Genomic DNA, 16080 nt, shown 5'->3' with positions numbered 1-16080 from the left:
AACAAGAAGAGAAATTTATCATTGCTTTGTTAAGTTTTATTGATCGCCTATTGATTTTTGGCTAAAACTTACCTACAGCGCAGTGGTGCCTTTCTAAAAAGTGTGGAATACGTGTAGGCATTCAGTCTGCTACAGCAGCCCTAGGATAGAAAAAAGGCTGTATAGTGGCTGTACCCTCGCGGATAAGTGACGAATGACCCCTTGGCAAACGCTGCGGCGCAACCCCTTAGTGATGGTCAGTTTGGGGGTGTTGCTGACTTTGTACCTGCTGGCGATCGCTGCAGATTTTATTGCCCCCTATAGTCCCTATGCCTTTCAAGTGGATGGTGCCCTACTGCCCCCCACCCGGATTTACTGGCGCACCCCCAATGGTCAGTGGCTTGGGCCCCATGTCTATCCCACTCGCCTAGGTCCTGTGAACTTGGAAACGGGGGAACGGCCTTTGATTGTGGACTGGCAGGAACCGTCGCCGATTCGCCTATTTGTTAAGGGTAGCCCCTATCGCTTCTTGGAAATTACCCTGCCCCTACCGAGGCGCTGGAGTCTCACCCATCCGCAAATTGAACCGCGTACTCTCTTTGCGGGGTTTCCCAGCGATCGCCACCTGTTTGGCACGGTGGGCAAGGGCTATCTAAACCTGTTGGGAACCGATGACCAAGGACGCGATCAGCTGAGTCGGCTGCTCTTTGGTGCCCGCATTAGCCTCAGTATTGGGCTTGTGGGGGTGGCGATCGCCTTCCCGATTGGCATTTTCGTGGGTGCCATTTCCGGCTACTTTGGCGGCTGGCTCGATGCAGTTTTGATGCGGGGTGTTGAGGTGCTGATGACGCTGCCGACCATCTATCTGCTGGTGGCCTTGGCGGCAGTACTCCCGGTGGGGCTCAGTAGTGGTGAGCGATTCCTGCTGATTACAGTGATCACGTCCTTTGTGAGCTGGGCAGGGCTAGCGCGAGTCATTCGTGGTCAGGTTCTAGGCATTAGGGAAATGGCCTTTGTCCAAGCGGCACAGGTCATGGGGGGGCGATCGCTCTACATTATTGTGCGGCACATTATTCCCCAAACAGCGACCTACGTGATTATTGCGGCAACGCTCTCGATTCCCAGCTTTATTGTGGCGGAATCGGTGCTCAGTCTCATTGGCTTGGGGATCCAACAGCCGGATCCCTCCTGGGGGAATATGCTTTCCTTGGCAACCAATGCCTCAATCTTGGTCTTACAGCCCTGGTTGGTCTGGGCGCCGGCCACACTGATTGTGCTTACGGTGCTGTGTTTCAACATTGTCGGCGATGGCCTGCGGGATGCCCTTGATCCCAAGCGGATACAAAAATAGCCAAAGCCCTTGGGATACACTAGGGGGAGATTCTTAGAATTAGGCTATGAGTGGCGATCGCCAGCCCTATCAAATTCTGGTTATTGATGATGATCCCACCACCCGATTCCTGTTGCGGAAAATCCTAAGGGATTTGGGCTATCAGGTATCCGTTGCCAGTCATGGCCGCGAGGGGATTGCGATCGCCACCGCCGAGAAACCCGCCTTGATTATCTGCGACTGGATGATGCCCGAACTGGACGGCCTAGAGGTGTGCCGTCAAATCAAGCAGGATCAGGAACTCTCCCGCAGTTTTTTTATTCTACTCACGGCCAAAGGGGAACTGGAGGATCGCATTCAAGGCTTGGATGCTGGTGCCGATGAATTCTTGTCAAAGCCCATTGACCCTAACGAACTGCGAGCACGAATTCAGGCGGGTCTGCGCCTCTATCAACTGAGTCAGGACCTGCTTAAGCAAAAACAACTCCTTGAGGCTGAGCTTCACGAGGCTGCTGATTATGTGCGGTCGCTCCTGCCGGCTCCCCAAGAAGCTCCCTGCAAAATTAACTACTACTTCTTGCCTTCCAGTCAGTTGGGGGGCGATTGCTTTGACTTTTGCTGGGTGGGCGATCGCTATTTAGTGCTCCACATTCTCGATGTTTCAGGCCATGGCTTGGGGGCGGCTCTGCCTTCGGTCTCCGTTTTGAATCTGTTGCGGAGCACAACGCGGGAGCAAACCAGCGGCACGTTTGATTTCCTCCAACCTGCCCAAGTTCTTGAAGCCCTCAACAATGGCTTTCAAATGACGGCTCAGCACGAAAAGTATTTCACGATTTGGTACGGCGTGTACGATCGCCAAACGCGGCAGTTGACCTATGCCAGTGGTGGACACCCGCCGGCACTCCTCCTCACCCCTGAGGCTGATCAATGGCGAGCTACCCTCCTCAAGACCCCGGGCATTCCCATTGGTATGTTTGCTGACATGGTCTTTACCCAAGCCACGATTGAAGTCTCCCCTTCGGCAGTTCTCTATCTCTTTAGTGACGGCGTCTATGAGTTTGAAACAACCGACAATCAGGTTTGGGGTCTGGAAGCTTTTAGGGAATTACTGATTGCTGCCCATACCCAAAACCCTGTGCCCCCATTGTCCCAGTTGATTTCCCAGGTGCAAAGGCATGCAGCGCCCGCTGCCTTTGGCAGCGATGATGTTTCACTGGTGCAAGTGGCGTTCTCCCACCCCTAACTGGGGACTCCAGATTGCATAATGCGGCATCTTCTGTGCAATATCCTAAGCAGTAGCGGAGTGAAGGTGAGCTATGGGCGGATGGGAGTTTTTATTGCAAAAGGAGGGCGATCGTGCTTGGTTGCCCCTAGAGCCACCCTCGGCGGAAGTTTTGGAGGGCAGTTACCGCTTGATGGCGCGCTGTCCTGTTCCCGAAACCTCTGTGGAAGTGCAAATTACCCATCTTTACGATGATCAGGGGGTGTCCAAGCAACGCTATCAACGCCGCACCCACCGCAGCAGTTCCACAGGACTCATGGGTATTCTGCCCTTTACGTATTTGCAGCCGGGGCGTTGGGAGTTTCGATGCCGTGTGGCGCGAGAGGGGGTGCTGGATTCAGAGGTGTTTGCGATCGCCCTTGATGTCCTTGCCCAAAGCGAAGCATGGGACTTGCCCACACCAGAAACCTTGCCTGCGGTTCCAGAGCAGCCAGTTAAAGCCGCCGACCCCCCTCAGCCCCAAGAACCCTCCCCTGCGCAGTTGCCCACGACGCTGATTGAGCTGCCCCAAAGTGCCTACACAATCTTTGCCGATGAAACGTTGGTTTTGGAGGGCACAGTTGCCGTTCCCGGTACAGTGGTGATTCGCTTGCGCAATCCCGTCACCCGCGATGTGGTACAGGAGCACTCAGTGCCAGCGATCGCCCGCGAGGGAAAATGGGGGTTTCAGTGTACACTCACCCCCTTGGCGGATTATCCAGTCATGGTGGGGGAAGCCCGCCTCCTACCCAACAAACCCCTAGAACACAGGGATCTTCGCCAAGTCCAAGCCTTTATGGTCACGGTGCTCCCGGCACCCGAGATCCCTGCCGTCTCTGCGCCGCCCCAACCCTCCCCCCCGAAGCGTAAAACGCCCACTGGCCCGCAGTTGCCCATCTTGGGGGATACGGCCCTCCAACCTGTGCCGGTGAGCGGTTTTTCCCTACCGCCCCAACTGAAGCCTGTGAAAGCGCCCGTTGTTGTGGATTTGCCCAGCTTTTGCCAGCCCCTGTCTGCGGTTACTGTATCACCGCCTCGCGATTTGCCCATCGATCGCCAAAAGCGATTTTGGTCGCGATTGCAGCAGTTGGCTGAGTTAGCGCCCCCCCTTGAAACCACACCCCCAGTATCGACAAATCCTGAGAGTACCTATGTATTGACCCCACCCCAGCTCCTGCTGTCACCGGAGCCACTGGTATCGCCGCTGCACCTGAAGGTGAATTTGCCTGCAACACAACGGGGTTGCTCCGTCAAAGTGTGGATCACCAATGGCGAAACAGGGGAGTTAATCGCTGGCCCCCGCTGGCTAGTGGAGTTTGACTTTTATCCCTATGGGGATTACTGGCAAACTGTCCTTCACATTGACGTGCCTTCTAGGGTCTATTCCATTGCCCTGATGGCGATCGCCATTGACCCCAAAACAGGCGCGGAAAGCCCCACTGTGGTTCTGCAGCGACAGTTACAAACTCCCTAGCTTTCGGGTTCCGGTTGCGTTTCCGCCCGCTCAAAGGCTGGACAATAGCCCTCCGGTGCCACTTTGAAGTTGTAGAGGGCAGAGGCTTCGTTCCAGCAGCGTTGACCGCGATAAAACTGACAGTTAAAGCAACTGGGCTGGTCGGGCAGGATTAGGGCTGAAGTACCACCGAGTACTTCTTTGGGAGTCATGCCGCGAATCAGTAATTGCTCCCCTTGCCAAGAGGCCAGAACAAAACCGGTGTCTGCCAGCCGTCGCCAGCGCGGATCGGTGGTAATAGAAGCTGGTAGGTGAATCATGACTTCATGATTCCACTCACTCACCTCTCCCTCATAGGCCAGTTGCACCAATGAACTGGGCGTCGAAAGGGTCAATTGGCCAATGGGAAATTGAATCGTTGAGCCACTGGTGGGGGTGTGCAGATGGTAGCGGTTACTCAATTCATTCAGGCTAGCCAAGTCCGCAAGGTAGTTGGGATTGCCGTGGATCAGCACCACATGCTGCGGTCGGATATTGTGAATCAGTTGAGTTGTTGCAGGACCATCAGCATGGAGGGAGAGTAAAAACGTATCCACCTCCACATTGGGTAAGTCTCCAAACTCAGGATAGCCTTCCCGTACGGGTTGACCATAGCGTAAACGTGGATAGAGCACTAGCCAAGGTCGTCCCCCTTGGGTCACGTAGGGGCGCAGGTCTTGATCCTCCTCCACAAGAATAATGGTAGGGACTTCACCTCGAATTTGCGCCAAATTCCTCAAGGGCTGCACTTGGGGTTTGACCCGCTGATCCCAAAAGAGGGACTGGTGGTGGGCAAAGTTTTGAATGGCGGTGGGTAAATGGGGCAAAACCGTGAGGTAGGCATCGCAACCGCGGGCGATCGCTGGCCCCACCCAAATCTGAATCGGCTGTCCTGTAAAGAGATGATGACTGCGCAGGAGGATGAGAATTTCTTGGGCAGTACCGAGGGGAGGCAGGGGAAGCAATAGATTATAGCCCTGGTCAATCGCTGTGCGGATGCGCTCCGCCAATTGGTTTTCCTGTTGCCGGCGGTGGGGGTGTCGCGCTGTGCCCAAGCTGCCCTCAATGATGAGCACATCCGGTTGCAATCCCCGTAGATCCGCAAGGGGTAGTCCTTCCGTAAAGCGAGTATGGGACAGGAAAAAATCCCCCGTATAAACCACGCTCAGGGGCGGTTGCTCTGGGTCTGGATCGTGATAGGTGAGGACAAAAACCGCTGCCCCCGGCAGATGCCCCGCAGGAAAGAGTTCAGCCGTTAGGCCATCGCCAAACTCCACGGGCGATCGCCAAGGTAGGGCACGGCAAAAGGGAGGCACCGTTTCATCTGGCCAATTTAGGGGCAACAGTTGCGTTGTCACTTCACTGGCATAGATTGGAATATGGGGGAAACGGCGATGGAGTGCCAACAGACTGCGGGCATGATCCGCGTGGGCATGGCTACAGAGCACTAGATCAAAGGGATGCTGTTCAATCTCAGCAAGGGGCAAGACATCAAGAGACGGCACACCGCAGTCCAGCAAAATTCGATAGGTGCCAATTCCTAAGCCAATGCACACCCCCTCCTCAGCGTGACCCACCCCATAGTTGAGGCACTCGATCATGAATGGCGATCAGTCACCCTCCCTAGTTAGATTTAATGAGCAGAACCGTTGCCGTGGTACTGATCCGTGTCGTAGAAGCCATTGCGGGTGCCAAAAAACAAACACAACAGAATAAATACAGGCGTCATGGCCAGCAGAATGGGCTTTACGCTAATCACAGCATCCATAGTTCACGCCTCGCTATAGTCAAGTAAATAGTCAAGTAAGCCTCTTCTGGTACTCAGTGTATCGCGGATCATTTGCGGGGACTTGCTGATTTTCTCTCCTCAAAGTAACGGAGTTGTCGCCAGCCAACAAAATTCGCGTAGGACTGGCGATCGCCCATACATTCCGCCACGTGCTCGAGGGGAGAGAGGTGCTTCGGTTCTGCTCCCGCCAAGCGCTCATAGAGGGCAAGATCAGAGGCAGGGTCACTGCGTTGACCATCCCGCAGATAGTAGGACACCCGTGCACAACGGGCCACAGACATATACTTGCACTCCTCGAGACTATATTGCTGGCGCTCAGTCGGATCGATGTAGGGTAGGTGCCAATCTCCCACAGCCACAGGAGTGGGTTCATGGGTCTCCAGCAAATGCTGAATCAGCTTAGCCAAGGCCTGCATTTCTGGCTGGGCATCGGGGTGATTGCGCAGGCGCAGAAAGTTATCCCACTCGGTACTGCTGACAACCGTTTGCATCCACATCCACGGTTCAAGCATGCGGTTGACCACTTGCTTATGAATTCCCAGCTCATGGAGCTGGCGTGCCCCCTCAAGAACTGCGAGGCGAGTTTTCAGCCAGATTTCCTTTGCCGCCTCCTTTTGTTCACTTTCTTCACGTGCCTGCATCCCTCGCTGGTTTTTTCCCCAATGGTAGGGGATGACTGGGTTCTGTTCCACTTGTTCCATCATTTTAGCCACGGGAACGGCTCGCGAACTGGCGGAATTGCGAGAAAACACGCGATGGGTGAGGAGTTCACTATGGATAAAGCGCGGATACGTCAGTTGAAGCGTCACCAAGCGCACCCCTGCTGGCGAAATTGAATCGGCAATTACACGCCCATCTTGCATCTTTGTCTCTTCTGAATCTCTGCCTTTTCTAGGCTAGTGTAAGGGGAACACCATCCGCTATTTTGCAGAACCTGACTTAGGAAGGTTAATCGGTGCTGTCCTAGCAGCAGCTCGTGGCGCAGGGGCTGCCCTGCGGCAGCGGTTGGCCGGTCAATAAGCTGTTCAAGACCGCTTACTCACTGCAAGGCAGTAATAAACTTTTGCTAAATCATTTGGCGCCACTCTTAGAGATGTTATGCTTTTTGTAGAATTTTTCTGGGGGTTTCCAGCTCAATTCATTCACTAAAAGCTAAAAAAAACTAACTCCAGCTTTTATCAGTGCAAAACTTCTATGCAAATTACAAGTCAAGTTCCCTGTGTTCCCGAGTCTCTCAAGCCCTACGTCCAGATGGATGGCTGGGGTGAGGTTCCTGTGGTGCTTGGACATGGCTTTGGTACTGATAAAAGCGCTTGGGACTATTTAAACCCTTTCTTCCCTAAGGGCTTCACCTATATCCGCTATGATCTTGCAGGCTGTGGCTCCGATGAGGATACGCAACACCGCTATGATGTCCAAAGACACAGCCATTTGTATGGCTATGCCGATGATCTCATTGAATTGCTGGATAACCTTGGCGTTCAATCTTGCATCTATGTTGGGCACTCGGTCAGTTGCATGATCGGTGCCATTGCCGCGATCGCCAGACCGGACCTATTTCGACGACACATCTGGATTGGTCCCTCCCCTTGCTATCTCAAGGATGAGAACTATCCTGGCACCCTAACCCTCGCCGACCTACAGGCCATTTATGAGGCAATGGTGACGAACTATCAAGCATGGGCTGCGGGTTTTGCCCCACTCATGTTTGGGGTGAAGGAGGAGCACCAGCTAGCTGACTTTTCTAAGACCCTCTTTCGATTGCAGCCAGGGATTGCCCTGCGCACTCTCCGGATGATTTTTGACTCCGATACCCGCTCCTTTGTCGGCAAGGTACAGCAGCCTGTACACCTGATTTTTAACCGCAATGACTTCGTAGTTTCCCAAGGGGTCGCCCTGTGGTTACATGCCACCCTGCCCCACAGTACCCTTGATTGGATCGACGCTCAAGGCCATCTTCCCCACATGACCCATCCCACAGCCGTTGGTTCTTTACTCAAAAAATACATCAGCATATAAATGCACAATCTATTCTGGTTAGGGCATGCTAAAAAAAGTGCAGGAACACCTACCCCGCCAGCTTCTTCCCGCGCCCGATACTATCACAGCATTTTGTCATCTAATTGCAAATTGGTCGCAATCTGAGCTTGTCCTCGCCCTAACGATTGATCAGCAAGGCAATTGCGCACAAATTATCACCACAACCAGCACTACCAAATTTCCCAATCTGCAAATCATCGGGCCGTGGCGAGATTTGGTCCAGGGAGCTGTTATTGATGTTTTGCCTTTTCTCAAACTGCCCTCTATTTTTTTCTGTCTTTTAAATAAGGTTGAGCGAATTGTCTACATCCCCTGCGGTGACCCAGAGGATTGTTGCCAGGGGTTGCTACTGGTGAATCCCGTCGAAGGCCCGCTGCGGCAACTCGCAGAACAGAAAGGCTACATTGCGGCTCTGTACCGCCAACTGTTGATCCATCATCGTCAAAGTCAAAATAGCTTCATCTTTGAAGTGCAATTCCAAGATATTTTCGACACAGTGCCGCTGGGCTTGGTTTTAATCAAAGGGGATGGCTCTACAGCAATGGTCAATTCCTACGCTGCTCAATGGCTGCAACTGCCAGCGGGCAGCCATCCAGTTCAGATCGTTGCCGAGCACATGAAACAGGCGCGGGAGCGATGCGATAACCGCGATGAGCTAGCCAACATTTTTCAAGGGCTGGCTGCTAATGGCAACTTCAGTGCGCAGGGGGAGTGTCGGATGGGTGAGAAAACATTTCTCATTGATACCCACCCGGTGCGTGGCGATAGTCGCCTAGGGCGCGTGTGGATCTTTTCTGACATCAGTGATATGCGGCAGCGGGAGCAAGCACTTTTGGCTCTGGCTTGGTTAGATCCCCTCACTGGCGCTTTCAATCGTCGCTTTCTGTTGAGTCGAGTTGAGGCTTATGAATCCCAGGCCGCTACGGGAGAAGCCCTGCTCACGGTCATGATTTTTGACATTGATCACTTTAAGCGCATTAACGATACCTATGGTCACGATCAGGGGGATGTGGTTCTGCGCACCTTGGCGGCAAGGGCAAAGCAGGTGTTAGAAGACCGCAAAGAGGGCATTTTGGTCCGCTGGGGAGGCGAGGAATTTGTCCTGTTGTTTTTTGTTGCCTACGAAGAGGAGGCGAGAGCAACGGCCGAGGAACTGTGCTCAGTCGTGAGAAGCCAGCCCGTGGAACTCGCAGATCAGCAGTTTTTATCTGTGACAATTAGTTTGGGTGTCACTCTGTTTAGAATGGGGGAACAGGTGCTCAGTGACTCAATTCCTCGTGCTGATCAAGCTTTGTATCAGGCGAAACATGGGGGGCGCGATCGCTGGGTGTGGGCATAGACCCCATTGCTTTTGGGAAGCAGTTCGACCGCTGGGAAACGATGTTAAAGTAGCGGTGTCTAAAAAGATGACTTTTACAGTAATTGGCTACAGTAATTGACTAGGGTAATTGACCTGCCATGACCTCCCCACGCTTTAGTTTTAGTGGCTTGGCGGTAACCCGCCACATCGGCACTCTGATGCTGACCCTCACAGTCGTGGTTTTGGCGGTCTTTACCCTTCTGCGTCTGCAAGTGGATCTACTGCCGGGGATTACCTACCCGCGCATTGGTGTACGGCTGAATATTCCGGGGGTGATACCTAGTGTTGCTGTTGAGGAGGTGACCAAGCCCCTTGAGGAAGCCCTGAGTCGCACGGAGGGGGTGGTGCAGGTCTATTCCCAAACCCGTGAAGGGCAAGTCAGTATTGACCTATTTTTTGAGCCCGGTGGCGATGTTGATCAGGCCCTCAATGAGGTCACCGCTGCCTTTAACCGTGCCCGCAGTACCTTGCCCGATATTATTGAGTCGCCGCGACTGTTTAAGTTTGATCCATCGCAATTGCCAGTTTATGAGTTTGCACTGACCTCAGAAACCCTTAGTGGCCGCGAGTTACGAGTCTTTGCCGATGAGGATTTGGAGCGCGAACTCAGTATCGTCCCTGGTGTGGCAGGGGTGGATGTCTCTGGGGGGACGACCGAAGAAGTACGAATTCTTGTGGATCTGGATCGATTGCAGGCCACAGGGGTGGGGTTAAACCAAATTTTAACGGCGCTGAGCGATCGCAACCAAGATGTCTCAGGCGGACGTATTCGCGGCCAAAGCGCAGAACCTTTAACGCGAACAGTGGGGCGCTTTCGTAATCTCAGTGAAATTGAGGATGTGGTGCTGACAGGCACCAATGGTCAGCGGGTCTATCTGCGGGATGTGGCACAAGTTGTCGATGGCAGTGCCGAACAACGGGTATTTGTGACACTCAATGGCCAACCCGCGGTTAAAATCAGCATTTTCAAGCAACCGGCAGCCAATACAGTGGAAGTGGCCGATGGGATCAAGCGACGTTTAGCGGCGCTACAGGCAGCCAATCTCGTCCCCCGCGATGCGCGGATTATTCCTGTCCTTGATGAGTCGGTTTATATCCGCAACGCCTTGAACAATGTGATCACTGCAGGTCTGACGGGAACCCTCTTGGCGGCGATCGCTGTGCTGCTGTTTCTTGGTTCGGTACGGCAAACCCTGATTATTTTGCTAGCCATTCCCCTGTCCACGATGGCGGCGATGCTGCTGATGGGGCTATTTAATTTCTCTCTGAATGTTTTTAGCTTGGGTGGCCTGGCGCTCGGGGTTGGCATCGTCGTGGATAACGCCATTGTGATGTTAGAAACTTTGGCGGAGATTGACCCTCAGCACATGATCCAAGAACAGTACCTTGAGGAGGTGAAACGGCGTAGCCAAGGTATTGAATCAGCGCTTGTAGCATCTACCCTCACTAACTTGGTTGCTATTTTGCCTTTTTTGTTGTTGGGGGGCTTGATTGCACTGCTCTTTAATGAGTTGATTCTAACGATTAGTTTTGCCGTTGCCGCATCGCTGCTGGTGGCACTCACGGTGGTGCCGGCCTTAGCCTCCCGCCTTTTGGGGGTACGGGTGCAAAATCGCCTACGGCAGGTGGCCTTTATTCGCCTTTTTAATGAAAAGTTCCTCTGGCTGAGGGGACGCTATGAATGGGCCTTGGGGCAAGTGCTACGGGCACGCTGGCTAGTGGTTGGGCTGGCGATCGCCCTCTTGGGCGGTGGCAGTTGGCTCCTCAGCCAGCAAATTCCCCAAGAGTTGCTACCACGGATTAATACTGGTCAAGTCAACCTGAGCGCCATTTTTGCGCCCGGAACACCCCTGCCCCAGAGTCGCCGTGTCATGGCGGCAGTAGATGAGGTGCTGATGGCCCAACCCGGCACAGAGGCAGTCTTTACCACAACGGGTGGCGCCCTCCTTGGCACGAATACGATTGCCAATCCGTTGCGGGCAAATAGCAACATTATTCTGCGGCGGGGTGTTAAGGTGGATCGCTATATCACAGTAGCCACACAAGCCCTTGATCAGCTCAACCTGGTGGGAGTGCGGCTGCGTCTGAGCCCTGGCCAGGTGCGTGGCATTATTCTCACCAACTCACCCGTGCGCGGCGCAGATCTGGACGTAATCCTACGGGGCAACGATGAAGACACCCTGAGCCGCTTTGGTCGCCAAGTCCTGCGAGTCCTTGATGAAAAGGCCACATTAGTGCGCTTTCGTCCCGATGCCGATCCTCCCCAACCCGAAATTCAAATTTTGCCGGATTGGGAGCGGGTCGGCGAACTAGGGCTGAATACCCTCAATCTTGGCCAGACGATTCAAACAGCCTTGACGGGGTTTGTGCCAACGCGGCTGCAACGGGGCGATCGCCTCGTCGATATTCGCGTCCAACTCAACAGTGAGAGCATCCAAAACCCTGCCGACCTGGCCACGATTCCCCTTTTTACCGCCAATAACCATCCCCTCCGCCTTGGGGATGTCGCTCGCATCGAACCCAGTCAAGCACCGGCGGAAATTCGGCGGATCAATCGGCAGCAAGTCTTTATGCTGGCGGGTAATCTGGTCGAAGGCGCCAGTCTCAGTGCGGCACTTGCTGAGACCAACGCCATTCTGAGGGAGCTTGAGTTCCCACCGGGGGTGTCCCTGATGCCCAGTACAGCAGCTCAAGCCAATCAGCAATTGCAGCAGGCCTTAGGGGTCTTGGGCAGTTTGGCGGCCTTTCTCGTGTTTGTGGTCATGGCGGTACAGTACAACTCGCTGCTTGACCCCCTAGTGATTATGTTTACCATTCCCTTGGCTCTGGCCGGTGGAATTTGGGGCTTGTACCTGACACGGACGGCCATTGGCGCCACGGTAATTGTCGGGGCCATTTTACTGGTGGGAATTGTCGTCAACAATGCCATCATCATGGTGGAACTGGCCAACGAAATTTACCAGCAGCAGGGCTGTAGCCGTAGCCAAGCCATTCGCAAAGCTGCCCCTGTCCGTCTGCGCCCGATTATGATGACCACGATTACAACGGTGGTGGGCATGTTCCCCTTGGCATTGGGGCTAGGGGAAGGCTCAGAATTTTTGCAGCCCCTTGGCATTGTTGTGTTTTCTGGCTTAGCGGTGGCAACACTGCTCACCCTCTTTCTCATTCCCTGTTTTTATGTGATTCTGCATGGCTTTGAGCGTACCACCCACCGCAGTCTTCCTGCGCCATTGCCAGCACCCGCTGTTCCCCCAACGGGCGCCTCCCCTGAGGAGCTTCAGCAACACTAATGCAGTAGCTCAACATTACGGCTTAGATTACGGTTTAGATGGGTAGTGACGCTGCTGCCCAAGTCCTGCCGATGACCACTGTTGACCCTATTGCCATTGGCCAAGATACCCTCCTCGAAGTACGCCAACTGAGTGTGTTCTCCCGTAATCAACCGCTGCTTAGGAATGTCAGCCTCACTATTTACCCGCGACAATGGGTGACATTGATCGGTGCCTCGGGGTCTGGCACAAGCCTACTGTTAAGGTGTTTGAACCGCTTGATTGAACTTTTTCCGAATCTCCACATGACTGGAGAAATTCACTATCGGCAGCATGCCCTCAAGTAGGTGGAATGTATCACAACTGCGCTGTCGTATGCCCCTGAAGCCCCAGTCTTTATTTCCAAAATCAATTTATGACAACGTTGCCTTTAGTGCCCGTGTGCATGGCTATCAGGGGGATCTCGATGCCCTTGTGCAATCTTCCTTGGAACAGGTGGATCTGTGGCAAACTCTGAAAAATCATTTAGGCGAGCTGGCATTACACCTGCCCCTAGAGCAGCAATAGCGTCTTTGCCTAGCGTGGGCGATCGCCCTGCAACCGGAGATTTGCTACTGGATGACCCCTGCATGGGGCTAGATACTGCTGCTACTCGCCTTATGTGAGGAGTGTCTGTGTCACCTCAAACACACCTAACTGTGATCATGGCAACCCATCACCTGCCACAGGTAGCGCCGATTTCCGACTGGACGGCCTTTTTAGCCCTGCAAACCAATAGCCAGGGACAGACAACGGGGCAACTGATTGAGTACGCTCCCAGCTCCTTACTTTTTCAAAGGCCAGCAGATCCCTCAACCCGCGATTATGTCAGTGGTCGGTTCTAGGTGTTCCCAATGAGCAGCCGTTTGGCAATGAACCCGTATAGAATTGGGGTGTAAAAGCTAACCTAAATGTAGAGAAAGCTAGGTTGTTTAGCTTTACCTCGGGAAATAGAGATAAGCCATGGGAATCTTAGGTTGGTTGGATGGGTCGTGGAATAGGGCATCATATCTATGATTATCTGTTCCGAGTGTTTCCATCCCAATCCCGTTGGTGCTGTTCAATGTGAAGCGTGCTTTTCGCCCATGCCCAGTATGACTCCGTGTCCAAATTGTGGTGCCCCAGTTCAACCAGAGGCTAGTTTTTGTGGCCAATGTGGTTTTAATTTGCGTCGCATTGCCGTCAGCCCACCCCCAATGCCAGAGGTGATGCACCAGACAGCCAGTGCTGCACCAACAGTGGGACCCGTTGCCCATCAAGGCCGCCTGCCAAGGCTATCCCCGCCGCCCCCACCACCGGCTCATGTCTTCTCCGTTGAGATTGCCACTATTGAAGCTAAGCTGATTCATGTGCAAACTCGCACCGAACTGCACATTCCCACGGGGCGTCCTGTTATTCATATTGGCAAGCCCAATGATCGTATTCCCCCCGATATTGATGTGGCTGGCTTTCCCAACTCAGAAATTGTCTCCCGTATCCACGCGGATCTGCGCATTGAGGGGAATGCCCACTATATTGAAGATGTGGGAAGTGCCAATGGAACTTACATTAACAATACTCCCCTATATCCGGGCAATCGTCACCGCCTGCAATCGGGCGATCGCATTGCATTGGGCAAGGGAGATTTAGTCACTTTTATCTATGAACGTATGTCCTAGTTCTTTTAGAGTGTATTCAGGTACGAAGAGGCGGTTAGACAAGGTGATTACATTGACATTGCTCCATCCGGTTCAAGCCACCCCAGTCCAAAGCTGGACCTTTGAGAATGAAAATGTTATCCGCATTGGCCGAGCAGTTGATAATCATGTCGTGCTCTATAGCGCGGTAGTGTCGCGTCACCATGTGGAGCTCCGTCGTAATGGTTTGCAATGGGAAGTGGTCAACCTTGGCACTAACGGCACCTATTTGGATGGCAAACGCATTCAGCAGGCAACCTTGACGGATGGTGGCATCCTGCGCTTGGCACGCTCTGGCCCCAATATTCAAATTCGCCTTGGTTCTGATCAGCGTCCTGCCACTCCCAGTGCCCGCATGGAAACGGTGCCTGAAGGTCGCTTAGTAGATGTTGAGAAGGGCACCTATGCAGGGGAAGAAGAAGCCATTGGTACAGCGGCCGAACCCCCATCCCGTGCCGAAGAAAGCACCCCCACCTCCAGTAGTAGCAGTGTCACCGCCCAAGAGGAGGAAGAGGCTGAGTTTGCAGTCACAGGTCAACTGCCAGTTCATTTACTCAGCGAGTGGCGTGCTCCCCCCGATTGCCAGCACAACCATGCCCAAGAAAACGATATTTTTTGCATTGATTGCGGTGTGCCTCTGCGGGTCTGGAAAACCCTCGGTAACTACCAGATTATTCGTGCCCTTGGTCAAAGCAATATTTATTTGGGGTGGCGCAGTGGCCTAGCAGCAGTGATTAAGGGACATAGTCTTGCTGCCTCACGGGAGGAAATCCGTGCCTTTCGGCGCCAAGCGCGGCAATTGTGCAACATCCAACATCCGGTCTTACCCCAATTTTGGGAAGCCTTTCAGTGCGGCCGTGATTCCTATTTGGTTTCGGAAATGGTCTATGGCCAATCCCTCAAGCAGCGGGTTCAAAAACAAGGGTCAATGAATGTGATTGAGGTCAGTCGTTGGCTCATTCCTGTGTGTGAGTTGCTTGAAATGCTGCACCAGCAAGACCCCCCTGTGTTGCATTTACACATTCGTCCCTCCAATCTCATTCATCCCTACGTCAAACGGCAAGCAACAGAACTCGTGCTCGTGGGCTGGGGTAAAGCATCCGTCTTAACCTCTGAATCTGGAACATTTATTGGTACTGTGGGCTATTCGGCACCAGAACAACAGGAGGGAAAACCCGAGCCGGCCTCAGATCTGTTTGCCTTGGGGGCAACAATGGTGTATTTACTCACGGGCTATGAACCGGAGACCTATTTCCGCTGGGGCACCCGTGAGTATCGTCTCTATGCCGAGGACATTCCCCATTTAGATCCGCTAATGGTGGATTTGATTAACTGCTTGACCCACCCCGATCCTCGGGAACGCTATCCTAATGCTGCCGAAGTCAAGAAACGCTTGCAGGAAATTGCAACTATTACCCCCGCAGTCTCTTCAAGTGCTTCATAGAACATCAATTTTCACCCAGCACTTGCACGCTTCCAGAGGGCATCAAGACCAACCGCAGTAAAATCGGGCGATCGCCCCCAAAGGGACTGGCCAGAGGACTTTGCTGTAAAGGTATTGGCGTGCGATCAATAAAACGAACTGCCGCACCATTCAGGGGCAGTGCTTGGGCAAGGGTGCCATCGGGATTGAGGACAATGCGGTACTCCAGACTCGTGTCTAGGCTGGCCGGCGGGCGCCAACGGTCTTGAAAATAGGTTTTCACCTCACGCAGGGTAGTTGCAGGGATGGGGGTTGTTTCAGCTGGGGGAGTGCTCATTGGGGCAACTTCAATACCAGCAGGTGCGCGCTTAGTGGGAGCTTGCACCACCAGGTTATTTTGCCCAAGAGGCACCTCCCCCCCA

Annotated in this window: 14 protein-coding genes and 1 pseudogene; 11 read left to right on the top strand and 4 right to left on the bottom strand. The window is 53.5% G+C overall.

Annotated elements, in window-relative coordinates; translation table 11 throughout:
• The first annotated feature begins 193 nt into the window (after window positions 1-193).
• The 3 genes from IGQ16_RS00075 to IGQ16_RS00065 all read left to right on the top strand — a co-directional run bounded on the left by IGQ16_RS00075 (window position 194) and on the right by IGQ16_RS00065 (window position 4044).
• Window positions 194-1330: an ABC transporter permease gene (locus IGQ16_RS00075; RefSeq protein WP_024124346.1), complete on the top strand. Its 1137-nt coding sequence runs from the start codon at window positions 194-196 to the stop codon at window positions 1328-1330.
• Window positions 1331-1376: 46 nt separating this feature from the next.
• On the top strand, window positions 1377-2552 hold the full coding sequence (locus IGQ16_RS00070; RefSeq protein ID WP_297059766.1) for a SpoIIE family protein phosphatase: 1176 nt from the start codon (window positions 1377-1379) through the stop codon (window positions 2550-2552).
• Window positions 2553-2625: 73 nt separating this feature from the next.
• A complete protein-coding gene (locus IGQ16_RS00065; protein ID WP_297059763.1) occupies window positions 2626-4044 on the top strand; it encodes a hypothetical protein in 1419 nt (472 codons plus the stop codon).
• On the opposite strand, the gene IGQ16_RS00060 is transcribed toward IGQ16_RS00065, so the two are convergent.
• The 3 genes from IGQ16_RS00060 to IGQ16_RS00050 all read right to left on the bottom strand — a co-directional run bounded on the left by IGQ16_RS00060 (window position 4041) and on the right by IGQ16_RS00050 (window position 6714).
• The gene (locus tag IGQ16_RS00060) at window positions 4041-5663 is read right to left on the bottom strand and encodes an MBL fold metallo-hydrolase (RefSeq protein ID WP_024124344.1); all 1623 of its coding nucleotides are present in this window, start codon (window positions 5661-5663) and stop codon (window positions 4041-4043) included. The two genes, IGQ16_RS00065 and IGQ16_RS00060, sit on opposite strands and share 4 nt — an antisense overlap.
• A gap of 32 nt (window positions 5664-5695) precedes the next feature.
• The gene (locus tag IGQ16_RS00055; RefSeq protein WP_024124343.1) at window positions 5696-5830 is read right to left on the bottom strand and encodes a hypothetical protein; all 135 of its coding nucleotides are present in this window, start codon (window positions 5828-5830) and stop codon (window positions 5696-5698) included.
• Between the two features lie 68 nt (window positions 5831-5898).
• Window positions 5899-6714, bottom strand: a complete 816-nt coding sequence (locus IGQ16_RS00050) for an FAD-dependent thymidylate synthase (protein WP_297059761.1) — start codon at window positions 6712-6714, stop codon at window positions 5899-5901.
• Window positions 6715-7045: 331 nt separating this feature from the next.
• Here IGQ16_RS00050 and IGQ16_RS00045 point away from each other — a divergent pair, with 331 nt between their 5' ends.
• The 8 genes from IGQ16_RS00045 (at window position 7046) to IGQ16_RS00010 (ending at window position 15679) form a co-directional block, all read left to right on the top strand.
• Complete coding sequence (locus IGQ16_RS00045; protein WP_297041139.1) at window positions 7046-7870, top strand: alpha/beta hydrolase; 825 nt, start codon at window positions 7046-7048, stop codon at window positions 7868-7870.
• Window positions 7871-8243: 373 nt separating this feature from the next.
• A complete protein-coding gene (locus IGQ16_RS00040; protein WP_297041138.1) occupies window positions 8244-9230 on the top strand; it encodes a GGDEF domain-containing protein in 987 nt (328 codons plus the stop codon).
• Window positions 9231-9349: 119 nt separating this feature from the next.
• Window positions 9350-12541 carry an efflux RND transporter permease subunit gene (locus IGQ16_RS00035; protein ID WP_297059758.1) on the top strand — a complete coding sequence of 1064 codons (3192 nt, stop codon included), beginning with the start codon at window positions 9350-9352 and terminating at the stop codon, window positions 12539-12541.
• 38 nt (window positions 12542-12579) lie between these two features.
• Window positions 12580-12867, top strand: a complete 288-nt coding sequence (locus tag IGQ16_RS00030) for an ATP-binding cassette domain-containing protein (protein ID WP_051372767.1) — start codon at window positions 12580-12582, stop codon at window positions 12865-12867.
• Window positions 12868-12895: 28 nt separating this feature from the next.
• Entirely contained in the window at window positions 12896-13087 is a 192-nt protein-coding gene (locus IGQ16_RS00025; RefSeq protein ID WP_051372766.1) for a hypothetical protein, read from the top strand.
• A gap of 107 nt (window positions 13088-13194) precedes the next feature.
• Window positions 13195-13404 carry a hypothetical protein gene (locus IGQ16_RS00020; protein ID WP_157869642.1) on the top strand — a complete coding sequence of 70 codons (210 nt, stop codon included), beginning with the start codon at window positions 13195-13197 and terminating at the stop codon, window positions 13402-13404.
• Between the two features lie 168 nt (window positions 13405-13572).
• Entirely contained in the window at window positions 13573-14217 is a 645-nt protein-coding gene (locus IGQ16_RS00015) for an FHA domain-containing protein (protein WP_024124338.1), read from the top strand.
• A gap of 43 nt (window positions 14218-14260) precedes the next feature.
• Window positions 14261-15679 (top strand): FHA domain-containing protein, encoded by a 1419-nt coding sequence (locus IGQ16_RS00010; RefSeq protein WP_297059755.1) that lies wholly within the window; start codon window positions 14261-14263, stop codon window positions 15677-15679.
• Window positions 15680-15683: 4 nt separating this feature from the next.
• On the opposite strand, the pseudogene IGQ16_RS00005 reads toward IGQ16_RS00010, so the two are convergent.
• Window positions 15684-16080, bottom strand: a pseudogene (locus IGQ16_RS00005) (hypothetical protein); the annotation flags it as partial.

It is taken from the genome of Thermosynechococcus sp. M3746_W2019_013 (assembly GCF_015296045.1).
Taxonomy (GTDB): domain Bacteria; phylum Cyanobacteriota; class Cyanobacteriia; order Thermosynechococcales; family Thermosynechococcaceae; genus Thermosynechococcus.
This window is presented reverse-complemented; position numbering and strand designations above follow the sequence as displayed.

What these genes read in the sequence shown, in the direction of transcription:
- IGQ16_RS00015 (WP_024124338.1), top strand. Translation starts at nt 13,573, where the DNA reads ATGATTATCTGTTCCGAGTGTTTCCATCCCAATCCCGTTGGTGCTGTT.
- IGQ16_RS00030 (WP_051372767.1), top strand. Translation starts at nt 12,580, where the DNA reads ATGGGTAGTGACGCTGCTGCCCAAGTCCTGCCGATGACCACTGTTGAC.
- IGQ16_RS00025 (WP_051372766.1), top strand. Translation starts at nt 12,896, where the DNA reads ATGCCCCTGAAGCCCCAGTCTTTATTTCCAAAATCAATTTATGACAAC.
- IGQ16_RS00035 (WP_297059758.1), top strand. Translation starts at nt 9,350, where the DNA reads ATGACCTCCCCACGCTTTAGTTTTAGTGGCTTGGCGGTAACCCGCCAC.
- IGQ16_RS00050 (WP_297059761.1), bottom strand. Translation starts at nt 6,714, where the DNA reads ATGCAAGATGGGCGTGTAATTGCCGATTCAATTTCGCCAGCAGGGGTG.
- IGQ16_RS00045 (WP_297041139.1), top strand. Translation starts at nt 7,046, where the DNA reads ATGCAAATTACAAGTCAAGTTCCCTGTGTTCCCGAGTCTCTCAAGCCC.
- IGQ16_RS00075 (WP_024124346.1), top strand. Translation starts at nt 194, where the DNA reads ATGACCCCTTGGCAAACGCTGCGGCGCAACCCCTTAGTGATGGTCAGT.
- IGQ16_RS00055 (WP_024124343.1), bottom strand. Translation starts at nt 5,830, where the DNA reads ATGGATGCTGTGATTAGCGTAAAGCCCATTCTGCTGGCCATGACGCCT.
- IGQ16_RS00060 (WP_024124344.1), bottom strand. Translation starts at nt 5,663, where the DNA reads ATGATCGAGTGCCTCAACTATGGGGTGGGTCACGCTGAGGAGGGGGTG.
- IGQ16_RS00070 (WP_297059766.1), top strand. Translation starts at nt 1,377, where the DNA reads ATGAGTGGCGATCGCCAGCCCTATCAAATTCTGGTTATTGATGATGAT.
- IGQ16_RS00065 (WP_297059763.1), top strand. Translation starts at nt 2,626, where the DNA reads ATGGGCGGATGGGAGTTTTTATTGCAAAAGGAGGGCGATCGTGCTTGG.